Annotated in this window: 20 protein-coding genes; 12 read left to right on the forward strand and 8 right to left on the reverse strand. The window is 42.8% G+C overall.

Going from position 1 to position 23335, the window contains the following annotated elements:
• Positions 1-147: 147 nt before the first annotated feature.
• Positions 148-1506, reverse strand: coding sequence for a HEAT repeat domain-containing protein (locus PY364_RS00480; RefSeq protein WP_275519430.1), 1359 nt, complete (start codon positions 1504-1506; stop codon positions 148-150).
• Positions 1507-1730: 224 nt separating this feature from the next.
• Here PY364_RS00480 and PY364_RS00485 point away from each other — a divergent pair, with 224 nt between their 5' ends.
• Together PY364_RS00485 and PY364_RS00490 are read left to right on the forward strand one after the other, a co-directional pair.
• Complete coding sequence (locus PY364_RS00485; RefSeq protein ID WP_275519432.1) at positions 1731-2165, forward strand: globin family protein; 435 nt, start codon at positions 1731-1733, stop codon at positions 2163-2165.
• A 76-nt stretch (positions 2166-2241) separates the two neighbouring features.
• On the forward strand, positions 2242-3108 hold the full coding sequence (locus PY364_RS00490) for a lipid kinase (protein WP_275519434.1): 867 nt from the start codon (positions 2242-2244) through the stop codon (positions 3106-3108).
• 35 nt (positions 3109-3143) lie between these two features.
• Here PY364_RS00490 and PY364_RS00495 read toward each other — a convergent pair whose 3' ends face one another.
• The 6 genes from PY364_RS00495 to PY364_RS00520 all read right to left on the reverse strand — a co-directional run bounded on the left by PY364_RS00495 (position 3144) and on the right by PY364_RS00520 (position 11801).
• The gene (locus tag PY364_RS00495; protein ID WP_275519436.1) at positions 3144-5837 is read right to left on the reverse strand and encodes a CHAT domain-containing protein; all 2694 of its coding nucleotides are present in this window, start codon (positions 5835-5837) and stop codon (positions 3144-3146) included.
• Positions 5838-5884: 47 nt separating this feature from the next.
• Positions 5885-7597, reverse strand: a complete 1713-nt coding sequence (locus PY364_RS00500; RefSeq protein ID WP_275519438.1) for an adenylate/guanylate cyclase domain-containing protein — start codon at positions 7595-7597, stop codon at positions 5885-5887.
• Between the two features lie 464 nt (positions 7598-8061).
• Positions 8062-9669, reverse strand: a complete 1608-nt coding sequence (locus PY364_RS00505) for an FAD-dependent oxidoreductase (RefSeq protein WP_275519440.1) — start codon at positions 9667-9669, stop codon at positions 8062-8064.
• A gap of 107 nt (positions 9670-9776) precedes the next feature.
• On the reverse strand, positions 9777-10211 hold the full coding sequence (locus PY364_RS00510; protein WP_275519442.1) for an NUDIX hydrolase: 435 nt from the start codon (positions 10209-10211) through the stop codon (positions 9777-9779).
• 85 nt (positions 10212-10296) lie between these two features.
• Positions 10297-10749 carry a DUF3531 family protein gene (locus PY364_RS00515; RefSeq protein ID WP_275519445.1) on the reverse strand — a complete coding sequence of 151 codons (453 nt, stop codon included), beginning with the start codon at positions 10747-10749 and terminating at the stop codon, positions 10297-10299.
• 11 nt (positions 10750-10760) lie between these two features.
• A complete protein-coding gene (locus tag PY364_RS00520) occupies positions 10761-11801 on the reverse strand; it encodes a Sll0314/Alr1548 family TPR repeat-containing protein (protein ID WP_275519447.1) in 1041 nt (346 codons plus the stop codon).
• A 298-nt stretch (positions 11802-12099) separates the two neighbouring features.
• Here PY364_RS00520 and PY364_RS00525 point away from each other — a divergent pair, with 298 nt between their 5' ends.
• From PY364_RS00525 to PY364_RS00565, 9 genes are all read left to right on the forward strand, one after another.
• Positions 12100-12765: an ABC transporter ATP-binding protein gene (locus PY364_RS00525; RefSeq protein ID WP_275519451.1), complete on the forward strand. Its 666-nt coding sequence runs from the start codon at positions 12100-12102 to the stop codon at positions 12763-12765.
• Positions 12758-13468, forward strand: a complete 711-nt coding sequence (gene rsmG, locus PY364_RS00530; protein ID WP_275519453.1) for a 16S rRNA (guanine(527)-N(7))-methyltransferase RsmG — start codon at positions 12758-12760, stop codon at positions 13466-13468. The genes PY364_RS00525 and rsmG overlap by 8 nt, the downstream gene beginning before the upstream one ends.
• Before the next feature lie 539 nt (positions 13469-14007).
• Positions 14008-14289, forward strand: a complete 282-nt coding sequence (locus PY364_RS00535; protein ID WP_275519456.1) for a 4a-hydroxytetrahydrobiopterin dehydratase — start codon at positions 14008-14010, stop codon at positions 14287-14289.
• Between the two features lie 158 nt (positions 14290-14447).
• The gene (locus tag PY364_RS00540) at positions 14448-16097 is read left to right on the forward strand and encodes an HD family phosphohydrolase (protein ID WP_275519459.1); all 1650 of its coding nucleotides are present in this window, start codon (positions 14448-14450) and stop codon (positions 16095-16097) included.
• A 508-nt stretch (positions 16098-16605) separates the two neighbouring features.
• Complete coding sequence (locus PY364_RS00545) at positions 16606-18717, forward strand: iron uptake porin (RefSeq protein WP_275519462.1); 2112 nt, start codon at positions 16606-16608, stop codon at positions 18715-18717.
• Positions 18718-19143: 426 nt separating this feature from the next.
• Positions 19144-19584 carry an Rrf2 family transcriptional regulator gene (locus tag PY364_RS00550; RefSeq protein WP_275519464.1) on the forward strand — a complete coding sequence of 147 codons (441 nt, stop codon included), beginning with the start codon at positions 19144-19146 and terminating at the stop codon, positions 19582-19584.
• Between the two features lie 151 nt (positions 19585-19735).
• Positions 19736-20698: a cysteine synthase A gene (cysK, locus tag PY364_RS00555; protein WP_275519466.1), complete on the forward strand. Its 963-nt coding sequence runs from the start codon at positions 19736-19738 to the stop codon at positions 20696-20698.
• A 5-nt stretch (positions 20699-20703) separates the two neighbouring features.
• Positions 20704-20850, forward strand: a complete 147-nt coding sequence (locus PY364_RS00560; RefSeq protein WP_275519468.1) for a hypothetical protein — start codon at positions 20704-20706, stop codon at positions 20848-20850.
• Between the two features lie 7 nt (positions 20851-20857).
• Positions 20858-21535 (forward strand): J domain-containing protein, encoded by a 678-nt coding sequence (locus tag PY364_RS00565; RefSeq protein WP_275519470.1) that lies wholly within the window; start codon positions 20858-20860, stop codon positions 21533-21535.
• A 95-nt stretch (positions 21536-21630) separates the two neighbouring features.
• Here PY364_RS00565 and PY364_RS00570 read toward each other — a convergent pair whose 3' ends face one another.
• Entirely contained in the window at positions 21631-23073 is a 1443-nt protein-coding gene (locus tag PY364_RS00570; protein WP_275519472.1) for a cyclic nucleotide-binding domain-containing protein, read from the reverse strand.
• 77 nt (positions 23074-23150) lie between these two features.
• On the opposite strand from PY364_RS00570, the gene PY364_RS00575 reads away from it, so the two are divergent.
• Complete coding sequence (locus PY364_RS00575; protein ID WP_275519474.1) at positions 23151-23276, forward strand: hypothetical protein; 126 nt, start codon at positions 23151-23153, stop codon at positions 23274-23276.
• Positions 23277-23335 lie beyond the last annotated feature (59 nt).

The following is a 23335-nucleotide window of genomic DNA, read 5'->3' on the forward strand; positions in this document are numbered from 1 at the left end:
GGATGGCGGCGTTACGTAATCGTGCGTAAGTCCTGTCAAAGATAACTAGATAGGCAGGTAACAATTGCTCTATTGAAACTTTGAATTCCTCTACAAATTTATGGTGCATATTGGTGTTAGTGAAAAGGAGATAAGGTTTTATTTTTCTTACCATTCCTGCAAGGCGATCGCGATTCCTTGTTTTAAATTTTGTCTCAGGTTGTTTTCCTTCGCCAAGTTTTCTAATTGCTGGTAAGCTTGTTGAGGTGCTAGTTGTTTGAGCGCCGCTATGCAGTGAAGTCTGATACTACTATCGGCATCTGCCAACATTTCAATCAAAGGTTCTATTGCCTTTTTATCTCCCAGTTGTCCTAATCCTAAAGCCAGAGATTGTTTTACTTCTCCCACAATTACTGGATGTCTAGCTTGTAATAAATTGATTAAAATGTCTGCGGCTTGAGGTTTTAAGTTTGGATTTTCTACTCGCCCCAAAATAGTGATAATTTCTTTAATTAAGGAAGAAGGAAGAGAGATGAAGGAAGAAGGATGAGAAGTTATTTCTAATTCTAGGTTTTTGTTTTCTTCTTTTTCTTGAAAGTTCCCCGACTCGATTAAGACTTTTTGTAAATAGTCTAAAGCTGTTTTTGTTTCCATCCAACCTAAAGCACGGACGGCTTCAATTTGCAAAGAAACCGGGGTTTTTTGAGATTGGAATAGCTCAAATAAGGCGGCGGCGGCGGTGTCTGTTTTTATCCGTCCTAGTGCGATCGCGGCTGCCAAACACACTTCTAAATGGATATCCTTAAGTAACGGTTTGAGTAAGTTTACCAGATCCAATTCGCCGTCTAAATAGGAACGCAAACCTAAAGCGATCGCAGCTTCTTTTCTAACCGCTGTCACTGGATCTTTTAGAGCTTTTACCAGTACCGGCGGAATACGGGAATCGTGAAAGCTAGATAGACCTTCAATTGCAGCCAGACGCACCGAGGCAAGCGGATCGCCTGCTACACTTAGCAAAGGCTCAATAGTTTCAGGCTGTCGAATTTGGGCAAGTGCAGATGTTGCAAACTGTCGGGATTCTTCGTGAACCAAGAGATTTGTCAAAGATGCGATCGCGCTGGGGCCTAAATTAGCGAGGGTATCTGCGGCGATGCTACTCAATTCTTCGCTTTCAGAGGTTTTAAGAAGTTCCACTAGAGTTGCGATCGCTTCTGGTCGGTCGAAATTGCCCAAAATCCGAACGGCGAACCAACGTTGCTCTAAGTCTGCATCTTCATCTTCAATAATAGCAATCAAAGGCGCGATCGCGATCGTTCCCAGATTAGGCAATACCTTGGCAATTTCCCACCGATCTTGGAAATCCCCCAATTCTAATACATCTAAAGCTAGAGTCAGCACTTGCTGTGAATAAGAGGAAGAAATTCCTAGTTTCTTGTCGCTATTCCCCAATTGCTGCAAATATTGAGCTAGCAAAGACCAATTTCTCTGCTTCGCTGCTACTTGTGCTTGCTCTAAAACATCAGACATGATTTTAATTGGCGTTTTCTTAAGGGGCTTAAAATAACAGGGCTTACGTATTATAACGGTGTAGCAAGAGTTGGAGATTGCTTCGCTGGGCTCGCAATGACAGAAAATCGTAGTAAGTGCGTAAGTCCTAATTAAGTTGACCTTATTTTAGTTTATTTATGTCAATTTGACATAACGTGGTAAAATGTAAGCCAAGTATTAATTCAAATAGAGGTTAGTTTGCCATGTCTCTGAATGTCGAATTGTTGGAACAAAGTTTTAATCGTATTAAACCAAACGCCCCAGAGTTTGCAGCCAGTTTCTACGAAAATTTGTTTGCGGACTATCCCCAGGCTAAACCTCTATTTGCTAATGCTAACATGGCAGAGCAAAAAAAGAAAATAATAGCTTCTTTAGTGCTGGTGATTGAAAATCTGCGTAAACCGGATGCCCTAGCAGGCGCTCTTAAAGGTATGGGTGCTAGGCACGTCCAGTATGGCACTCTCCCAGAGCATTACCCACTCGTTGGAGCATCGATCCTGAAAACATTTGAATCTTACTTGGGCGCTGATTGGACACCAGAAGTGAAGCAGGCGTGGGTTGATGCCTATGAAGCGATCGCTAGCCTCATGCTCGAAGGTGCAGACTATCCCGAAGAAGCACTCAAATTATCCAACTGAAACCGAGTTGGTTCTTGGTGGTAAAACAGGGGAGTTTTGTATTAGGCTATTGCCTAAGCCCTAACTCCTAATTTGTATGAAAAAAGCTTTGCTTTTAGTCAATCAGCACGCCCGAAGCGGACAAAAACTATTATCTCAAGCTACTGTAGAATTGCAAGCGCTTGGCTTTGAGCTGATCGAAGAATTGACAGAACACCCTCAACATATCCCCGACGCAATCCAGCGCTACAAAAATCAAGTTGATTTAGTAATAATCGGCGGCGGGGATGGCACTTTAAATGCGGCTATAGAAGGTTTAATTAACACGAACTTGCCATTAGGAATTTTACCTCTAGGAACTGCTAATGACTTAGCTCGCACTTTAGGGATTCCTAACTCTTTGTCCGAAGCTTGCCAAGTGATAGCAGCGGGTCAAATTCGTCGAATTGACTTGGGTTGGGTGAATGGAAAATACTTCTTCAACGTCGCAAGTTTAGGGTTGAGCGTACAAATTACGCAACGCCTAACGAAGGAAGTAAAGCGCCGATGGGGAATTTTAGCTTATGCCGCGACTGCATTACAAGTAATTTGGCAATCGCGGCCTTTTCGAGCAGAAATTCGAGTAAATAATCAATCAATTAGGGTAAAAACAATTCAAATTGCCGTAGGAAACGGTCGCTATTACGGCGGAGGAATGACAGTAGCTGAGGATGCAACAATCGACGATCAGCGGCTAGATTTGTACAGTTTAGAAACTAAATATTGGTGGCAAATTATCGCCTTACTACCAGCAATAAGACAAGGAAATCATGCTCTTTGGCCAGGAGTTCGGGCTCTAAATGGTCAAGAAATAGAGGTGCGTACTTCTAAATCCCGTCGCATCAATACAGATGGCGAAATCACAACTCGCACTCCCGCTATATTTCGCGTTATTCCCAAAGCTCTGGCAGTTTTTGCCCCTTGAATAAACATTAACAGCTAACAGTTAACAGTTAACAATTACCAAGGACTACCAATCATCATAAAAGCTGACCAATAATAAGGATGAGTTAAATTTGGATTGTCTGGGCCCATAAGTTCTGGTGGCAAAGTTACATTGCCCCTAGAAGCGATATCCGAGCTAGAAATGCGGCTCAAAATTCCTGAGTCAATGCGTACTTGACCTTTAATCATTGCTATCTGTGCCTGTCTTAATGCTTCTGCTTTAATCTTGGCTGTTTTCAACTGTTGATAAAACTCGCTCATCAGAGCTAAAGTTCCTCGATCTGAGACATACCACAAACTCGCGAGGGCTGATTTTACCCCTGCTTGAAATGCCAAACCTGCAAAACCTAACTCTGTTTCTTCATCTCCTAATGCTGTACGACAAGAGCTCAGCACCAGCAACTCTACAGGGGGATTATTCCATCCTAACTGCCGCAATTGATCCAAGTGTAATTTTGTATCCCATAATTGAATATAAGAATTGCCAGCAGCACCAGGATTAAATTCTCCATGAGTTGCTAAATGAATAATTTGATAAGGCTGTTGCTGGCGCTGAAGTTTAAGATTTTCAAGAGTAAATTCTTCATTAAGAAAAGATTTTCCAGGCCACAAGTTACCCACAATTGTAGATAATTCTAGAGGTACGGCGGGCAGGGGGCTCAAGTCTTTAAATTGCGAGGCTCCCATTGCCAAGACAGAAGCATTTTGTAGAGATTGATAGCGAGTATCAGTTAAACTGAGATTGGGAATAAGGCTCAAGCTATACTTTTCAATTAAAAACTGCTTGCCATCGTGCAAAGCTGCTAGTGGGAGAGAGCGTAAACCCGCATCCATTGAAAATAATAGGGTGTTAATTCCATCAGTTTCTAGTGTTTCTTCTAAGGGTGAAATTAGCCATTTATAGAGTTGTTGAGCAGAGTCTAAATAGCTGTTGGTATTGACTTTTCTGGGATTAGTAATTTCTGAGCGAAATTCTCTCGCTAATGCTAACACTTTCTCGCGGTTAGCTTCTGGTATTGTTTTACGAATAGGTGTACCTTTTGGGGTAAATAATACTAACTCTAATTGATCTGAGAAAGCACTTACATAGATAATTGCAGAACGATTCCCGGTTTGAGTAGTAATTTTTCCCAAGGTATCTCGGATAGTTTGTGGCGTAACTTTAGCATTAAGAAGATTCTCTCCAAATTTATCATAAAATTGCTGTTCTCGGCTCAAAATAATCGGCATTTCAGCTACAATTGTATTCAAGGGAGCCGCACCGTTATTACTAGGATTGAGTCTAATTGTTTCTCCGCTTTCGCGTGGCGATCGGAATTCTGGGCGGCCTATACTGAAGTTGCCATTAGAAGCCATTGGGATTTGTCTATCAGGTGTTCCGTTTGGAACCATTCTGGGTTCAGCACCGCTATGATTAAATGAAGGCATTGTACTTAAATTATAAGTATCACCACCTAAAGGAAACATAGATGGTGTGGAAATAGTAGGCATTCCACTACTAGGAATCATAGGTAATTTCCCATTTGAAAGCAATACTGAAGACAACAAAATATCTGAAGTATTAATGTTGTTATTAAATACTGGAACTGTCGCATTTAATGGCGAAGGAGCTGAAGTATTAATGTTGTTATTAAATACTGGAACTGTCGCATTTAATGGCGAAGGAGCTGAAGTATTAATGTTGTTATTAAATACTGGAACTGTTGCGTTGAAGTTAGTTGCTGTGGATTGATCGTTACCTTTTGGTATTGGTGGAGCTTGACTTTCTAAAAATGAGGGGTCAATGCTGCTAGAATTGGTTATATAAGTAGGTGTGATGAGTAATACTTCACCGTTACTATTAACAATAACATTTGAGGCGTTTCTATCACTGCCGCCTGTCAGTAGTTGTGGCAAATTGGTGGGTTTTGGGAAATCGAAATTAGAGGATAGAGCGGATTTTTCCCTAATTGGTACTTCTAAATTCAGCAAATGTCCAGGTTGGCTAATACGGAAAATATTTTGTTCTGGTAGAAGGGCAACGGTAATATTGCCGCCGGGAGCTTGCAATTCTCCATTATTAATAGCAATACTACCTAAAAGTATTAAATTTTTTCCTGGTTCTACTGCCAAAATTCCATTGTTAACAATAGTTCCAGATCCTGTTAATGGAAAGGAAAAAACATTCGGCGTTCCTATTAAGGAAGAGTAATCATTAGGGCCACCAGCATTAAACCAGCCTTTATTAAAGCCGATACCCGCAGCGGTGGTAGCTGTAAAATCTCCTGGTACATTCAAGCGGGCATTAGCACCAAAGATAATGCCAGACGGGTTCATTAAAAATAGATTAGAATTGCCACCTGTAACTGAAATTAAGCCATTAATTAGAGAAGGATTGCCACCGACAACGCGACCGAGTATATTTTGGATAGAGGGATTAGTAAGAAAGTTTGCTATCTGGCCTTCATTCAAACCAAATTGTTGAAAACTATGGAAAAGATTAGTACCATCGCCGGATAATTTACCACCGCTAATATCGAGACGATTTCCGTTAGGAATGACAAGTGTTCCAGTGCCGTCGCTAGCAGGCGTTATGGGTTGTCCCAGGGCAAGCTTCGGCGATAAAACCGACTCTAAGATTGGCAAAAGTAAACCACAAAACCAGAATAAAACTATTAGTCGTTTATTGTTAATTCTGAAGGTGCTTGATAGACGTTTTATTCTTAGCATTTGAGTAATTTGTGTTAGTGGTAAATTTCTAGCTTGCCTAAAGGCTTTTATTTTTCAATACTGGGAAAATCTTCTCGTGAATTACTTATACCAACATTCTGATTTTCAGTAATAAGTCGATCGCTGATTTTTCCCTTAATTAAGTAAGTGACCATCTCCCCTTTGCCTTTGATTTCAATTAAACCCCGCTTTTCTATCCAGTATTTATCTCGCAAATATTGGTAAGTTGCTTCTGCGATCTGAATTCCTCCTACAACGCCGTGAGATTCCATGCGGCTGGCTATATTTACAGTATCACCCCAGAGATCGTAAATAAATTTTTTCGTACCAATTACACCAGCGACTACCGAACCCGTATTGATGCCAATTCTGATACTAAATGCGTCGTTATGTTTTTCATTAAAACGGACAATTGCTTGCTGCATATCCAAGGCCATATTCGCAATTGCCTCTGCATGATCTTTGCGGGGATTAGGAAGTCCACCAACTACCATGTAAGCATCACCAATGGTTTTGATTTTTTCCAACCCATGCTGCATTGCCAAGAAATCAAAAGAGGAAAATATTTCATTGAGCAACTTAACTAATTCTGTTGGGGAAATATGGGAAGACAGCTTAGTAAAACCGGCAATGTCAGCAAACAATACAGTTACATTTTCAAAACTGTCGGCAATAGTCCCTGGTTCCCGCTTCAGGCGATCTGCGATCGCTTTTGGCAAGACATTTAGCAGTAAACGTTCGGACTTTTCCTGTTCAATTTCTAATTGTTCTAAGGCAGACTGAAATGAATTTCTGATTGCCAAAGCTAGCACTACTGTTGCCACCGCAGATGCTCCTAGCAACACCGCTGCGCCTATACTTGTCAGATTAATTTGAACCCGTGCTCGTTCTACTTCCTCTGTCGCCACAGTCAGTAATTTTTCTGAAACAGCAGCAGTCTGCTCATCAAAAGTATCGCTAATTTTGCGAATATCGCTATCGAGGGAGGTAAGTTCTTTAGATTCCAATTCATAGCCGCCGAGATATCGTTGCGCTTGTTCTTTTTGTGAAGTATCTAATTTTTGGGAGCGACGAATTGCCTCTCGTAGCGCGATAACAGCCTCAGAAAGCGATCGCTTTTCCATGTCGGATCGTTTGAGCAAATATTCCTTTTCTAAAGCTTGCATTTGATTGTACAAAGCTATTAATTCCGTTTCGCTAGCTAGTTGGAGAGTATCGTGCAACAATTCAGACTTACGATCTGCTCTGGCCAGTACGCCTGTCTGATCTTCACCTAACATCCCCACTAATCCTACTGCTTCTCTAAAATTGTCGCTATAATTTCTAACTTTTTCTTCGTATTCCACCAAATCAGGATTACTGCGGCGTAGTCCCTCGCTTGCACTTTCACTGGTGAGCAATTTTTGCAATTCATCCCTAATTTGCAGCACTTTTAGGATCTGCTTATCGTGGGGTTCTGCGTAATCTTGCCGCGCTTTTTCAAAACCAATTATTGACCACTGGCGAAAGAATTCTGTTTCCTTTCGGCGTGCTTGTGCTAAATTTTTATTCATATCAAACACTAACCGTTGGATTTTGATACTTGTAACCATCGCCGATTCAGTTTTGTTCCGAACGACGCTGAGGGAAAAAAGCCCAGTTAGAGCTACTGTGCCAATTAACAGCAATTGAGCGCTAGAAGCTAACCTAAACTTGCGAGTTATACTGCGTTTGCTCCAGGTTTTAGTGAGCTTTTCCCTGATATTTGTCAAATTAGTCAATTTGAGTTCCTCCCAGCACTAACTGCTTTGTGCTATGACACCGAGTGCTGGAATTCGTGCCCAAAATTGCCGGCTGCGATCGCTTGGCCTGTTAATGCCGAGATTGTCCATCCAGTAACGGAGGCACTTGTTTTGCATCAATAGCGCTGTCGGGATTGCCTGAGTGAGGCAACAGTGGAGCCTTTTCATTCTATGCACCCTGTTTTTGCTTATCCGTATCAACGGAGGTTGAGAAAGGCTGAACTCTATGATAACACTAGAGCCTGGCCTGTGAGGGGGGAATATCCTTAATGGTCTCACCAGTGTGGGGAGAGAGGTATGAGGAGAATGGACGAGAAATTTCTGAGTTATTAGTTATTAGTTTTTACTATATAATAGTTTTAACTGCAAAAATATTGGTAAAATCATAAGTTACTCCACTGTTTTTCATGTCCTAAACCAGAAATTTTTCACTACTAAGTCAATTATTCATAATCGCTTCCAGCACCATACTTCCATGCTTCAATCCATCGGTGACAGTAGTATTGCTGGCAGGGCGATAATTTTTTAATTTCAGGTTCTAATATATGACTAAAAGAATATAATCCCGTGTAAGCTCCCAAATTTACATAATGAATCATCCAATCTAATAAGTTTACTATTCCTACTTGAGGAATGACTTTAATTACTAATCTAGGATGAGCGATCGCAGTTTTAAATAAAGTCTGGGATAAAGCAGGAAACTGGACAATATCTTGAAGAAATGGTTTGATTACAGGTTCTCCTAGTTTTTCCATTACCTGAAATACTCCCGCCAACAATTGATTAATCTGATTTGGATCGATGTTCTGGTTAATAACGGCACTCATTGAGCGTTGAAATAGCCAGGTTACGGATAGATTTGGCTGATAAGGTTGCAGTAGCGCTAAAGCATTCTGGTTGAGCAAATCGCTTTCTAAGGCTTCATTAATGCCTTCAGTTAAGCGTTTGAGATGGCGAACCATTGCGCCAAAACCGCCAAAGCTGAGAGGAGATTGGCTACCACTGCTATCTCCAACGGGGAGGATACGATTCCAGGGCATTTTTAGAGGACTTTGACGATAGCAGGGAAAGAATCCGTAGAGAACTCTTTGGAATTTTAGCTGGTTAATTTCGACGTTTTGATATTCTGGTAATAAACGCAAGTATTCTTCAAATAATGTTTCTAAACTAAATCTTTCTGGATGAGCATCTATGTAGGTAAATAAGTAGGTTGTACGCCCGTCTCGCGCTGGAAATGCTTCCCAAAAATATTGGCATTGGTTTTGCATGGGTGTGAAAGATGCAAATAAGTCGCCTGTGTCGTTTTTCGGAAATCCTTGAGCGCAACTACCAACAACTAAACAGACAGCATCGGGTTTTTGTCCTTGCCGCGCTTGCTGGACAATGGGTGAAAAATGTCCCATTGCATCTAATAATAATCTTGTTTTAAATAAGTTATTGGGTGGGAATTTTGTTATTAAATTATCTGTAGTTTCTACCGATTTTTCCTCTAAACTTCTTCCTACAGATACCGCAATGCCATCGGGGTGAATTATTGCCGCCTCAAAGGGGGTATTTTCAAATAGTTTACCGCCTGCTTGGAGAAATTTTGTTTTAAGCTTTTCTAGGAGGTAAACTGGGTCTATGCCGATGTTGAGAACGCCTTGCACGAAGATATTGGGAGTATTGGGGAAGCTAATACGAGCGGGATTATATTCGGTTGCTATCGCACTTTCTAATTCTTCAGATGACAATAAGTTTAGTTCTAGAAATACCTCTAATTCTTTGCGAGAAATATTCCATTCTTGCTCGCGCCCGCGTAGAGTTCCTCTTTCGAGTAAGGCGACACGCCAACCACGCATAGCTAAGGCAGCACCTATTAATATTCCCAAGGTACCGCCGCTGATAACTATATCATAATCTATGCTTCCTAGAGGTTGTGGATTGTATTTTACAACTTGGGGAATTGGTGTGGTTTCTTCTCTGATTTTTTGCCAGATAAAATCGGTTTTTCGCAAGTTATTGAGAGCATTTTCTGGGAGTTGGGAGAGGATTTGTTCAGTTAATGTCATGAGGATTAAATTATACTCTATTTATAAAATAGGTAGCTTCTTCTTTCTTAGTCCGCGCAGGCGGACTTTGTTTGTATAGTAGCGGTTTCAACCGCCAATAAATTAACTCAATCCTCATAATAAGCTAAAAAATCATCAGGAACTAATCGTAATTCTCCTGATTTAAACCGCTCAATTGGCATCCAAAGAGCTGTTTTTTCCCGCTTCCCTTCTGCAAAGACTAAACTCTCCAATTGATAAAATTTGCGATCGGCAAAGTCGCACTGATAAAGTTGAATTAATTCATGTCCCGGCTTACCATTGAATTCAAATATGCTCTCGATACAGCCCAGATATTTAATATTTGTTAACTCTGCTTGGATTTCCTCTTGAAATTCACGTTCTAGAGCGTCGCGGCTATATTCCCCGAAGTCCACGCCGCCGCCCATAACACGATAAAATGTTTCTTGTTTAACTGGATCGTAGCCTTCGGATAGGAAGATGCGATCGCCATCTTTAATTAATCCCAATGCTAGAACGCGAATTTCACCTTGTTTGTGCATGATTTGGTAATTGGTAACTGGTAATTGGTAATTGATTTAGAGGTAACGGTTGAATTGCCAATACAAATTATTGGCAATCAAGTTTTTAATTTTCGTAGGCTAGAGTAGACTTGCGAACGTCTTTTTCAACTGGCCAGTCTTCATTTTCACCGCCAACAATTAATTTTTCAATCGCCACAAATTCCTTGCTAAGTTGTATGAAAACATTGATCAGAATATCCAAACCTAGAGCATCACTCGTGCCTAAATCTAACCAACAACGCGCCCACAATCCCTCATACTCGACATCTCCCATATTGTGCATCAATGCCATCATACTATTGTCAGCCATATTGGTATCATAATTCAGGTAGCTGATATCTACTCCTACATCGTTTACTTGCAGATTTTCGGCATTAAATCCCCCTAGCTTTCCTAAAAAAAACCAGGAATCTAGCACTTCTTCAACATACTGTTTTTCGCCATTTGAAGGCACTGTGCTAAACTTTAGCCATATCCACAGATCGAACGGGTCAAACTCGCGAAATTGTACTTCCATGAATGTCAATTTTATAGTGGTGGTAATACGACTGGGCCCCAGCTACCGTTTCCATCTCTAATCGCATCGCGCATTGGATCGCAGGCACGTTTACTATTATCAAGACGGTTGCGAGTTTTGCACTGTTCAAAAAAGATTTGTGCAACTAAACGCCTGGGAAGTTGATTTGGTTTTGTCAAAGCAGCATCAAAGTTTTTCCTAGCTTCGTCGAACAAGGTTCTATTATTATTTTGCCGCCTCCCTTGGGAAACAAGAATTTGAGCTTTTAGATAAAGTACCTCTGGATTATTTGGAGTCTCTGCTAAGGCTTTATTTACAGAGTCTAGAGCTTGGTCATACTTGTCTAAATCTCTATATCCAACTGCTACTCCACGATAGGCTAAATAGCGCGGAGATGCCTTTTGTTCTAATCTTTGAATCGCTTCATTCGGGTTAGAAAAAGGTAAGTTTGTAGCCAGCATTAAATCCATATATCCCTTGACTAAGTTTAGTTCTGGGTCTGCGGGAGCTATTTTTTCTGCTGCATCTAGATATTGCAATACCTCTCGAAGTTTCTTCATGGCTTGAGGAGTACCCTTGGCCGTACCTTCCTTGACAATTGTGTAAGCACCTTCTAAAAAATGACTGGCTGCTATATAAATATTGCCCCGCAAAGGGTCAGTCTTGCTCAATCTTTCAGCAACTTCGCGGGTTTTTTTGGCGTAGGCATTTAGTCCGTCCAAATCCCGATCTATATAGGATAAAGAGGCTTTCATTGCATATACTAGCGGGTCATTTTGCTCTATAGACAAAGCTTGTTCAATGTAAGCTTTTGCTGCTAAGTAATTCCCCTGCTCAAACATGGCTTTAAAAGCAGCTTCAGTCTTATTACCAATTGGGTGCGGATTGCTGGTACGAAAGGGGTCTCCCGCTAAAGCAGGGTTAACGCAAAAGCTGAGCGCGGTAAGAGAAGCTATGGTTGTTAGTTGGATCGCGGTGTAAGCGATCGCGCTGAGAACCTGTTTCGGAGCAAGAAACTGGTCAATAAGCGACACTAATGGGGTTTTCGTCATCGTTGAGCCTCTAAAATCAATAGACTCTAGGCTAGGATTCTGAGAGTCGAAATTTAAGACTCTCAGGCCCAGATTCAAAAAATGGTACAATTTATTTGATTTTTAGCACATTTTACGGTACATTTTAATCATGGGAATATCTTATTACAAGAAGGGACTAGGGGCTAGGGACTAGGGACTAGGGGCTAGGGAAAGAGGAAGAGAGTGGGAGAGGGGGAAGGTACCAATTACCAATTACCAATTACCAATCACCAATTACCAATTACCAATTACCAATTACCAATTACCAATCACTTTAATGCTTTATCTGAGAAACTTAGTCTATCACCCCACAGTCTGCCCGGAAGCCATTCTCAAAAATATTAACTTAGAACTCTCCCCGCAGCAGATGGGGCTGATAGTTGGTCGCAGCGGATCTGGTAAAAGTACATTGTTAGAAATTTTAGCCGGTCTTGCCGAGAAGACTAGCGGTGATATCCGCTGGCGAGAACAGGAATTAACACCGGAACATTTGCAACAATTAGGAGGCTTAGTATTTCAATTTCCAGAGCGGCATTTTTGTGGTGGTACAATATTAGAAGAATTACGGTTAGGACATCCAGAAATTGGGCAAGAACAAATCACCCAAGCTATGATAGAAGTAGGACTAGCACATTTACCACTACACGCTTCACCCCATGCTTTGAGTGGTGGTCAGCAGCGGCGAATAGCATTAGCTGTGCAGCTAATTCGCCAGCCGCATTTGCTATTATTAGACGAACCTACGGCGGGGTTGGATTGGTCAATGCGACGGCAATTGGTGAGCTTATTAAAAAAGCTAAAAAATCACTGGACTCTGTTAGTTGTGACCCACGATCCGAGCGATTTATTGAGTATTGCCGATCGGTGTTGGACTTTAAATCACGGCGATTTGCAGCCGATTGAGAATAGTAAATTAGAAGTTAAAGAAACAAGTCATGTTTAGTACAGTTACGCTACCTGAGATGAATGAACTGTGGCAGGAAACGCTTTCCTGGCAGCCAAGTGATGAGCAACAGCAACAATTTCAGCGGCTCTATGAATTAATAATTGATGGGAATAAACACCTGAATTTAACTCGGATAACTGAACCCTTAGAGTTTTGGGAAAAACATCTTTGGGATTCTTTGCGGGGAATTGCGCCCCTGCTGTCGCCCAATCGTGTAGGAGTAATTGATGAATTACCCTTAAAATCGATGCAGAAAGTTATTGATATCGGAACTGGTGCTGGTTTTCCGGGGTTGCCAGTTGCGCTCGCACTTCCTAAATTGACTGTCACTTTACTTGATGGAACGCGAAAAAAAATCTCTTTTCTAGAAAATTTGGTGCCTCAAATAGGCATAAAAAATGCTGTTCCTTTGATTGGCAGATCGGAAGAAATTGCCTACCAGCCACAGCATCGACAATCTTACGATTTGGCTTTCCTGAGAGCAGTTGCATCGGCATCAATTTGTGCTAAATATTCATTACCACTGTTGAAAACTGGCGGTTTAGCTATTCTTTATCGCGGCAATTGGACGGTTGAGGAGGAAGTAGATTTACAGTCAGTTGTTGAGGAATTGGGCGGTGCGATCGCGCAAGTTGAAGCCTTTACAACTCCCTTAAGTCAGAGCGTGCGCCACTGCGTTTATTTGCGGAAAGATAAATAATACTATTAAAGGGGAGAGCGACATGAGGGTAGGCGCTGCCACAATTTATATCTTTAGTGAAAAAAAATATATGGCACTGGTAGCACCCACCCGACGGAAAAATTTGGACCTATCCCTTGCTTTTCCAGATTCTTGTGTTATGCTCAATAGCAGTAAAACTTTTTGAAATAAACCATTTAGGGTAAAAAAGGAGGTGATGCCCATGATAGAAAGTAGTATACGCATGGGTCATCAGATTGGAGAATGCCGGCTGCGTGCCGGGGCTGCTCTCTAGCATTTAGCCTTTGTTCCCAACGGGGAACATTATCCCTTGGATAACCAGGCCGATCTAGGGTTCCACCCGGCAGTTAGGTTCTAATCTGAAGACCCGCTAGACCGCTCTCACCGAATAGTGTTCAAGCTTTTGCTTGACACTATTGGTGAGAGCGGATAGTTTTTGGTAAGCTTTTTGGAAAATGGGACATTACAGCGGATTTCAACTTAGTTGAGTACAAAACCCCAGCCGCCCGATCGGATACCTCAAAGATATTAAGGAAATCATGGCTAAATTACTGAACGATGACCAAATTCAAGACGGAATTAGCAAACTGTCTGGCTGGAGTTTAGCTGGTAAGCAAATCCAGTCGATCAGGAAATTTAAAGACTTTGTAGAAGCGATCGCCTTTGTGAATAAATTAGTCGCACCCGCTGAAGCCGCAGAACACCATCCTGACATCGAAATTTCCTATAACAAGGTGACAATTAACTTAACAAGCCACGATGCAGGAGGTTTAACAGAAAAAGACTTTGCCCTAGCTGAGCAAATTTCTAGTTTAAATTAAAGTGATTCCCGTCGTCCGTACAGAAGTTTTTGCATCTCAGCTACAGAGAAGCTAGCAGAAAGCTTGCAACTTAGCAACAGCTCTAGGCTAGAATCAAGAGTGAGAAAGTCGAGATGCAGAAGTCCAAAGTATAACGGCTGTTCGCCATCCTCCAAGTCATGATCATATTTGAGAAGCAAGAGTTCTTGAACGATTCTGCTGAGAGAACTGAGCTAATAGAGCAGCTATTAGATATCGGTGCAGCTTTGTCCAGTACCCAGGATTTGCGAGATCTGTTAAACCTGATTCTATCAAAGAGTCGGGAGATCACCAGCAGCGATGCGGGCAGCGTGTACTTGGTAGACCATACCGATAACACATCGAAGTTGCTATTTAAAGTAGCGCAAAACGCATCTCAGCCGAGCCTTTCCTTCAACGAGTTTGCCATACCAATGACACACCAAAGCTTGGCAGGCTACGTAGCTTTGACAGGGGAAAGCTTAAACTTACCAGATGCTTACGATTTGCCCCAGGGAGTACCTTATCGGCTGGATACAAACTTTGACCGGGACATATCTTACCGTACCCGTTCAGTAATGGTACTGCCGATGGAAAATCGCCAAGGCGATACCATCGGCGTGATTCAGCTTATTAACCGTAAAATCAAGCCAGATGCAGTGCTCACAGATCAGAACACCTTAGAATTGACCCAGCCTTATTCAGAGTGGGAACAGAGGATCGTGCGATCGCTCGCATCTCAGGCGGCAATCTCCATTGAGCGAAATCAACTGCAAGATAGTATAGAACAACTATTTGAAGGCTTTGTCAAAGCATCCGTACAAGTAATAGAAGCCAGAGATCCCTGCACTTCTGGACATTCAGAACGAGTTGCAGCTTTGACGGTGCGACTGACAGAAGAGGTAAATATTACCTCAACAGGCCCGCTGTGCCCCCTTTATTTTAACGATCGCCAAATTCAAGAAATTCGTTACGCCGCCCTTCTCCATGATTTCGGCAAAGTCGGCGTACCCGAAGCCATCTTAACCAAACAGAAAAAGCTTTACTCAGAACAACTCGATGTTATTCGCAACCGTTTTGCCGTAGCACACCGGACACTAGAAATGGAGTGCGCTCAATCTAAATTTAGCTACTTAGTGGAGCATCCGAGCGCTCGGCATCTAGCAGACACAGAGGAAAAATGCCCTCATTGCCAATATCTCCAAGGACTTGATGGAGAATTAGCCGCAGAAGTTTCTCGACTAGCTAGTTACTGGAATTTCCTACTAGAAGCTAACGAGCCACACATTCTAGCAGAAGAACCCCTCAGCCAACTACGGGAACTCTCCGACTACAGTTATAGAGATATAGATGGCAAAATCAAGCCCCTCGTCACCCCAGAAGAAATCGCTCAACTAATGATTCCCAGAGGGAATCTGACACCAGACGAACGCTTAGCCATAGAATCTCATGTCACCCACACCTACGAATTTCTGAAGCGGATTCCTTGGACAAAGGATCTCAAAGATGTACCCAACATTACCTATGGACACCATGAGAAACTAGATGGTAGCGGCTACCCGCGTGGCTTAAGGCATATAGAAATTCCAATTCAGGCTCAGATTATGGCGATCGGAGATATATATGACGCACTCACCGCAGGCGATCGCCCCTACAAACGGGGCTTACCAACAGAAGTAGCTTTGAAAATTATGCGGCAAGAAGTCGCTCAAAATAAAATCAGCGCCGAGTTGCTGGAACTATTTGAACACCGCCAAGTCTTTACCGTACTGGGACACGCCTTAGAGGTTGAACTTGAAAAATTAGCTTAAATTGTCAAGTTATGGCAAAAATAGATAAATACCTCAAACTCGCAGCGCTCTTGGTCAACCTTGACCAATGCGATCGCCACCCGGAGTCTCCAACGGTCAAAATCGGGTAAACTCAAAGCAGTAATTATCCCAAAGCCAAATCCGGGCCCTCAAAACAAGTAGAGAAAAGATAAAAAGAACCAGATCGTATTTTGATCTACTTCCAAAATTGTGTTAACCTATCAACGACCGACAAATTTTTAACGGGCCGCGCACAACGCCTTTAACAGGTAAGCAGGGAATCTGCCAAACCAGGGAGAAATCCCGAAACGCTAGACGCAGCTCGTTGTAAGACTTAGGATAGCAGACCGCCTTTAGGGGCAAAAGGATTGCGCCCAAGCACCCTATCACTAGGGGTATCTAAAGTGAAAGCTTTAGAGAATCCCATTCCCGTTTTAGGGGGTGGGACTGTCAACAAATAGAAGGCTACAATAGTCTCTCTGTAATCGGTGTGAGGATGAGAGTGAATATGTCTAAATTTCTCTGGAGTTCATTGTTAATCAGTCCAGCAGTGTTGGGAGCAACCCTAGTTGTCTCAGCTAGTGCTATGGCTACCAGCAGCCAGCCTAATAATTCTGAAGCTCTCAAGCTACAAGCTGCACAAACCAAAGCTTCCGAAGTTCAGCTAGAGCCTCTAGCAGCCGCAGAACAAACACCTGTTACCCAGGTTGAAGAAGTTTCCAATATCTCTGAAGTAAAAACAGAGCCAGCAATTGCAGAGCAAGAAGTAAAGGCGGCACCACTAAATGCGATCGCAGCTAACTCTGTAACTGAGGAAACCAATACACTGCAACTAGAATTGCCCAGTGTACCAGAGCAAATCAGCGCCGCCCCACTAGAAGCACTAGCCCCGGTAGCTGTTGAACAGACACAGCCAACCTTGGTAAATGTCCCTGAAGTGCTCGCTCAAACTGCCGCACCTGAAACTAACAATCCGGCAGCAACATTAGAACAACTCAACCAGTACAGCAACGAAGGGTCAGCCAACCCCGAAACTCAGGGTCAAGTTACCTCAGTTTCTCAACTTTCTGACGTACAGCCCACAGACTGGGCATTTCAAGCACTGCAATCCTTAGTGGAACGCTACGGTTGTATCGCAGGTTATCCTGACGGTACTTATCGCGGCAACCGGGCAATGACCCGCTACGAATTCGCCGCTGGTTTAAACGCTTGCTTGGAACGAGTCAACGAACTGATTGGTGCTGGCACAGCTAACCTAGTCAGCAGAGAAGACTTGGCAGCTCTCCAACGCTTGCAAGAAGAATTTGCCGCTGAATTGGCTACCTTGCGCGGCCGCGTCGATGCTCTTGAAGCTCGGACTGCCGAACTCGAAGCCAACCAATTCTCGACTACCACCAAATTAACTGGGGAAGCGATTTTCGCTCTCAGCGATGACTTTGGCGGCGGTTTAGGCTTTAGTGCCTTCGGTCGGAGAATCGGTGACAACAACCGAGAATTTGGTTCTAATAACAACGAAGCTGTCTTCCAACAGCGCGTTCGCCTCAACTTAAACACCAGTTTCACTGGTAAAGATTTATTGCTGACCAGGTTGCAAGTTGGTAACGGTCAGAACTTTAACTTTGGCGCTACCAAAGAAGGCTTACAAACTTGGCAAGCAGTTGGTAACACAGGTAATACTTTTACCCTGGATAGCCTGCTGTACAAATTCCCCGCAACTTCGCGGTTGAATGTCACCATTGCAGCTAACGCTGGTACTTGGGACGATATTATCCCCACAGTCAACCCTTACTTTGAAGACTTTGACGGTGGTAACGGTGCACTGACTTCTTTTGCACAGAGAAACCCAATTTATCGTCTAGGCGGTGGTGCAGGTATCGGCTTTGACTATGCCTTCGGCGGTAGAGGGCTGTTGGGTGGTGTCTTCGGCCCTACTTCCTTCTCCTTCGGCTATCTAGCAGCAACTGCGTCTAGCCCTGCTGAGAGCGATGGCTTGTTCGGTGGCGATTACGCAGCGATGGCCCAGCTCACTTTCACCCCAGGAAGAAACTTCCAGTTTGCTCTGAGCTACAATCACGGTTACTTCGATCGCGGTAACTTCGGCTTTGACAACGGTTTAGCGAATGGTACTGACTCACTGGGCGGTTTCGCAGGTACTGGCGTAGCTAACTCCCTCAATGGTGTGACTGAAGGCTTTTTTGAAGGTAATCGCGCTAAGCGAGTTGTCAGTAACTCCTACGGTTTCGAGGCTTCGATGCGCCTGAACCGCAGGTTTGTACTGGGTGGCTGGGTTGGATATACCGCTGCTCGCGCGATCGGTCTTGGCGATGCCAAGATTTGGAACTACGCTGTCACCTTGGCTTTCCCCGACCTTGGAAAAGAGGGTAACTTGGGCGGTATTGTCCTCGGTCGGGAGCCTTACCTAGCTAGCCTTGAGGCTCGTGACGGTTTGGATAAAGGCTTTGGCAATGATTCTTCCTACCACATTGAAGGTTTCTACAAGTTCCAGCTAACGGACAATATTTCCGTTACACCCGGCGTAGTCTGGATTACGAACCCCAACCAAAATGATGATAACGATGACATCATTATCGGTACGCTGAGAACAACATTTACGTTCTAATAGGTGTGGTGAGCTAAGTATTCCTTCTCATACTCCAAGTTCCATATCAAAGCCCTGCTTTTGCAGGGTTTTTTTTGGCGGTTTGAAAAGCTATTGAATCAGGAGTTATAGCAACCGCCAAGGCGGTTAGGGGCTAGGGGCTAGGGGCTAGGGGCTAGGGAAAGAAGGGGAAGAAGGGAAAGAAGGGGAAGAAGGGAATAGAATAAGCGAGTTTGGTGGAACTCAGAACGTAACTGCCAAGAAGGTTGCTATATACCTCATAAGTCCTATAATTTTTAATGGTGAATTAGCAGAAATTAGTTAAACCCCAGTGGAGAACCGGGATATAATAAAAAGTAAGAAGTCAAAATTTAGGAGTTAAAAGTCGGAAAGTTATTAAATTTTGACCGATATGTTCATAAATCTGGGATTTTAATTCTTTGTATTATGGTAGAACTTTCGTGTAAAAGCGAATATGCAATTCTAGCTCTGCTGGAGCTAGCAGCTCACTACAACGAGGGAGAACCCCTGCAAATTCGCTCTATTGCTTGCCAACAAAATATCCCCGATCGCTATCTAGAACAACTGTTAGCGACACTCAGGCGTGGCGGTGTCATCCGTAGCCAGCGAGGAGCCAAGGGAGGTTATCTTTTGGCGCGGGAGCCTTGGAAAATTACACTTTTAGAAATTTTAAATTGTCTGGAAGGAGCAGACATGGATCGCTCTGAGAACAATAGCTCTACTAAAACTTTGGAAAGTGCTGTAGTATTTGAGGTTTGGCAGGAAGCTCGCGAAATAGCTAACTCTGTTTTACAAAAATATACGCTAGAGGATCTCACTGAGAGGCTAAATGCTAGGCGGCAGTTAGATATTATGTATTACATCTAGTTAACAGTTAACCGTTAACAGTTAACAGTTAACCGTTAACTGTACTCAACACTTTGATGATAGGTTTCGCGAAGTGTTTCACCCATCCTACAATTAATTAGATGGAGATATTTAACAACTAACAAGTAACAACCAACAACCAACAAATATTATGCGTATTGCTCGTGACATTACAGAATTAGTGGGTCGGACACCTCTGGTACAACTAAACCGTATCCCCCAAGCTGAAGGCTGTCTGGCGAGAATTGTGGTGAAATTGGAGAGCATGAACCCTGCATCGTCAGTGAAAGATCGCATCGGCGTTAATATGGTGAATGCAGCAGAGCTTGAGGGGTTAATCTCTCCGGGAAAAACGATTTTGGTGGAACCGACATCGGGTAATACGGGAATTGCACTGGCAATGGTAGCGGCGGCTAAAGGCTATCAGTTAATTTTAACTATGCCCGAAACTATGAGTAGCGAACGTAGGGCGATGTTGCGAGCTTACGGGGCGCAATTAGAACTCACGCCAGGGATTGAGGGGATGAGTGGCTGTATTCGCAGGGCTCAGGAGATTGTCGATACAACGCCGAATGCCTATATGCTACAGCAGTTTCGGAATCCTGCTAATCCCCAAATTCACCGCCAGACAACGGCTATGGAGATTTGGGAGGATACAGATGGTGAAGTTGATATTTTGGTGGCTGGGGTTGGTACTGGGGGGACGCTGACGGGTGTGGCGGAGGTGATTAAGGAGCGAAAATCTGAGTTTAAGGCGATCGCAGTCGAACCCGCAAATAGCCAAGTTCTTTCCGGTGGAAGGCCTGGGCCTCACAAAATTCAAGGTATTGGTGCTGGTTTTATTCCCCCAGTCTTGAATGTGGACTTGATTGATGAGACTGTGATTGTGACGGACGATGAAGCGATCGCTTATGGTCGTCGCTTAGCCAGAGAAGAAGGACTACTTTCTGGTATTTCTAGCGGTGCGGCTTTGTGCGCCGCCATTCGTGTAGCCAAGCGCCCAGAAAATGAAGGCAAATTAATTGTCATGATTCAACCCAGCTTTGGCGAACGCTATTTGAGTACGCCCTTGTTCCAAGAATCGGATCTCAGCCTAGCAGGTATTATCAGCTAAGTAAGTTGGATGATTTAGGGGAATTAGCGATCGCAAGATTAAGTGCGATCGCTTTCTATTTCTGCGATAACTTACGTAACGCCGCCCTCTGGGCGGTGGCTTTACCGCCCAGAGGGCGGCGTTACAGAATTCATTATATTTTTTTGAGGTAAAGCAAACGTGGGCGCTATTACTAACCACTACAAAACCCTAAATATCAACCCAACAGCAACTCAAGCTGAAATTAAGCAAGCCTATCGCCGTTTGGTGAAGGTATTACATCCCGACAGCAACAAGGAAACAGCGGGTCACGAGCAAATAATTCGCCTCAATGCAGCTTATGAAGTATTAGGCGATCCTCAGCGGCGACATTCTTACGATCGGCAATTTTCGCAAAAATCTCAACAGCAAAAGCCAGACATTCGCCAGAGCTACCGCAAACAAGAAACTGGACGGGATGCCGATGAGCAAATAGAACAATGGCTCACAAAAGTCTATAAACCAGTTAATCGAATGCTTACTAATATTCTCACTCCTCTAAAAAAGGAAATAGACGAATTGTCAGCCGATCCTTTTGACGATGAACTTTTAGGAGCATTTCAAAATTATTTAGACACCTCTCGCGATTTTCTTAAAAAAGCTTATGGTCTTTTTCGTTCTATGCCAAATCCGCCTAATTTAGCAGGAGTTGCCGCTCAGTTTTATTACTGTCTCAATCACGTTTCAGATGGAATTGAAGATTTAGAAATGTTCACCCTTAACTATGATGACCACTACTTACATACAGGTCAGGAACTCTTTAAAATAGCGGGTAGATTGCGACGGGAAGCGCAAAAAGAATTAAAAATTAAAACTTGAAAGTAATATAATATGGGTAATTGGTAATTGGTAATTGGTAATTTCATCCTCATTCTTCCTTCTTCCTTCTTCCTTCTTCCTTCTTCCTTCGTATATCAGATACCAAAAAGTGTTTGAATTCGTTTACGTATTCTGATAAAAGGTGTTTGCTCTGCGGAACTTTCATCGAATAATCCTAAAGCTTGCAATGCTTGTTTACGTTCAGATAATTTTTTAGCAATTTGATCGGCTAAACTCGGTTGCTCTACTAAAAGTTTCTGCAAGTCATGATGCTCTACAACAAACAAAATTGAATCTTCCATCGCTCGAACTGTTGCTGAACGGGGTGTTCCCAATAGCAAAGATATCTCACCAAAAAACTCCCCTTCGTGAATAGTTGCAATATATTTATCAGCACGCTGAGAAAGCACTTCTACCGTACCGGAAAGTATAATATAAAAAGAATCACCTGGATCGTTTTCTTGGCAGATAGTCTGTCCTGCTGGAAAGAGTTGTCTATAGCCGTATTCAATTAATTGCCTTAGTTCCAAATCTGTGCATTGTTCAAAGTAAGTTACTCGCCGTAATAAATCCCGTAGATTCCAATGGTTCAGCGATTTTGAGCCTGATTTCTTTTGTTCTGAAATAGAGCTATTTTGGGCAAATGCTATGCCATCAGTAATTTCATTTTCGTTGTTATAATGAAATAAATTTTTTAATTCTTGTGGATTTCTTAACCACAAATCTTGTTGGGGAAATGGAATTTCTATACCTCGGTGGCGCAATTCATGTTCTATTAGAAAATTTAAAGCACTTTTAATCTGATCGCTCTCTTGTGGTTGGTCAATCCAAACTAACAGCTCAAAGTTTAAAGAACTATCTCCAAACTTCTGGAACCCTACTTTAGGCGAGGGATGAGATAAAACGTTGGGTTCCATACGGGCCGCAACTAATAAAACTTCTGTGACCAATAATGGGTCGGTTCCGTAAGCAACTCCTACGGGAACGCGAATGCGGCATTTAGGGTCTTTATAACTCCAGTTAATAATATTACTTTCAACAAATTTGATATTGGGTACAATCACAAAAAGACCATCAATTGTTCTGATAATTGTAGAGCGAATCGAAATATTTTCTACTGTTCCTAAGAGATGTTCAATTTCAACAAAGTCTCCGACTCTAATCTGATTTTCAAAAAGTAGTGTGATTCCGCTGATAAAGTTGCTGGCTAGATTCTGCAATCCGAAGCCGAAGCCGATTCCTACAACTCCAGCTATAACAGTGAGGGATCTGAGGTTAATTCCGGCACTTTGCAGAACGATGATTAAACCAAAAGCAGCTAGTATATAGGTACTCAAGGCGGCGATTGCTTCTCGACTACCCCGGTCTAATTTCATGCGAACTAGCAGTCCTCGCTTAATCCATTCGCTAAGAACGCGAGCAACGACGAACACTGCTAAAGCTAAGAGAAATAATTCGACTATTGAACTCAGAGATAGATGTTTATCTCCCAGATAAAACAGCGGAGTTGTAAATACCTTGTCAAAATTTTTAACCATTGCAATGATAGAATTATGTTGTCCGCGTGTAAGCCTTATTTTTGAAGAAGAATTTTGACTTCTAACTCCTGATTGCTGTGACAAAACTCCCTGATAATTATGTCAGAACCACACTTGCAATGGCTGTGAGCGTTCCTGCTACTTTGGAAATACTGCGATCGCGAGTCAAGTCGTGTACTACTATGCAAGAGCGATCGCCCTAAATCCAGATCGAGGATGAAAACTATCCTTAAAAAGGTGTAAACTTATTTACAGAACTTAA

The organism is Kamptonema sp. UHCC 0994 (genome assembly GCF_029167235.1).
Classification (GTDB): domain Bacteria; phylum Cyanobacteriota; class Cyanobacteriia; order Cyanobacteriales; family Microcoleaceae; genus Kamptonema.

Coding starts and splice junctions, on each gene's coding strand:
- PY364_RS00480 (WP_275519430.1), bottom strand. CDS start 1,506: ATGTCTGATGTTTTAGAGCAAGCACAAGTAGCAGCGAAGCAGAGAAAT.
- PY364_RS00485 (WP_275519432.1), top strand. CDS start 1,731: ATGTCTCTGAATGTCGAATTGTTGGAACAAAGTTTTAATCGTATTAAA.
- PY364_RS00490 (WP_275519434.1), top strand. CDS start 2,242: ATGAAAAAAGCTTTGCTTTTAGTCAATCAGCACGCCCGAAGCGGACAA.
- PY364_RS00495 (WP_275519436.1), bottom strand. CDS start 5,837: ATGCTAAGAATAAAACGTCTATCAAGCACCTTCAGAATTAACAATAAA.
- PY364_RS00505 (WP_275519440.1), bottom strand. CDS start 9,669: ATGACATTAACTGAACAAATCCTCTCCCAACTCCCAGAAAATGCTCTC.
- PY364_RS00510 (WP_275519442.1), bottom strand. CDS start 10,211: ATGCACAAACAAGGTGAAATTCGCGTTCTAGCATTGGGATTAATTAAA.
- PY364_RS00515 (WP_275519445.1), bottom strand. CDS start 10,749: ATGGAAGTACAATTTCGCGAGTTTGACCCGTTCGATCTGTGGATATGG.
- PY364_RS00520 (WP_275519447.1), bottom strand. CDS start 11,801: ATGACGAAAACCCCATTAGTGTCGCTTATTGACCAGTTTCTTGCTCCG.
- PY364_RS00525 (WP_275519451.1), top strand. CDS start 12,100: ATGCTTTATCTGAGAAACTTAGTCTATCACCCCACAGTCTGCCCGGAA.
- rsmG (WP_275519453.1), top strand. CDS start 12,758: ATGTTTAGTACAGTTACGCTACCTGAGATGAATGAACTGTGGCAGGAA.
- PY364_RS00535 (WP_275519456.1), top strand. CDS start 14,008: ATGGCTAAATTACTGAACGATGACCAAATTCAAGACGGAATTAGCAAA.
- PY364_RS00540 (WP_275519459.1), top strand. CDS start 14,448: ATGATCATATTTGAGAAGCAAGAGTTCTTGAACGATTCTGCTGAGAGA.
- PY364_RS00545 (WP_275519462.1), top strand. CDS start 16,606: ATGTCTAAATTTCTCTGGAGTTCATTGTTAATCAGTCCAGCAGTGTTG.
- PY364_RS00550 (WP_275519464.1), top strand. CDS start 19,144: ATGGTAGAACTTTCGTGTAAAAGCGAATATGCAATTCTAGCTCTGCTG.
- cysK (WP_275519466.1), top strand. CDS start 19,736: ATGCGTATTGCTCGTGACATTACAGAATTAGTGGGTCGGACACCTCTG.
- PY364_RS00570 (WP_275519472.1), bottom strand. CDS start 23,073: ATGGTTAAAAATTTTGACAAGGTATTTACAACTCCGCTGTTTTATCTG.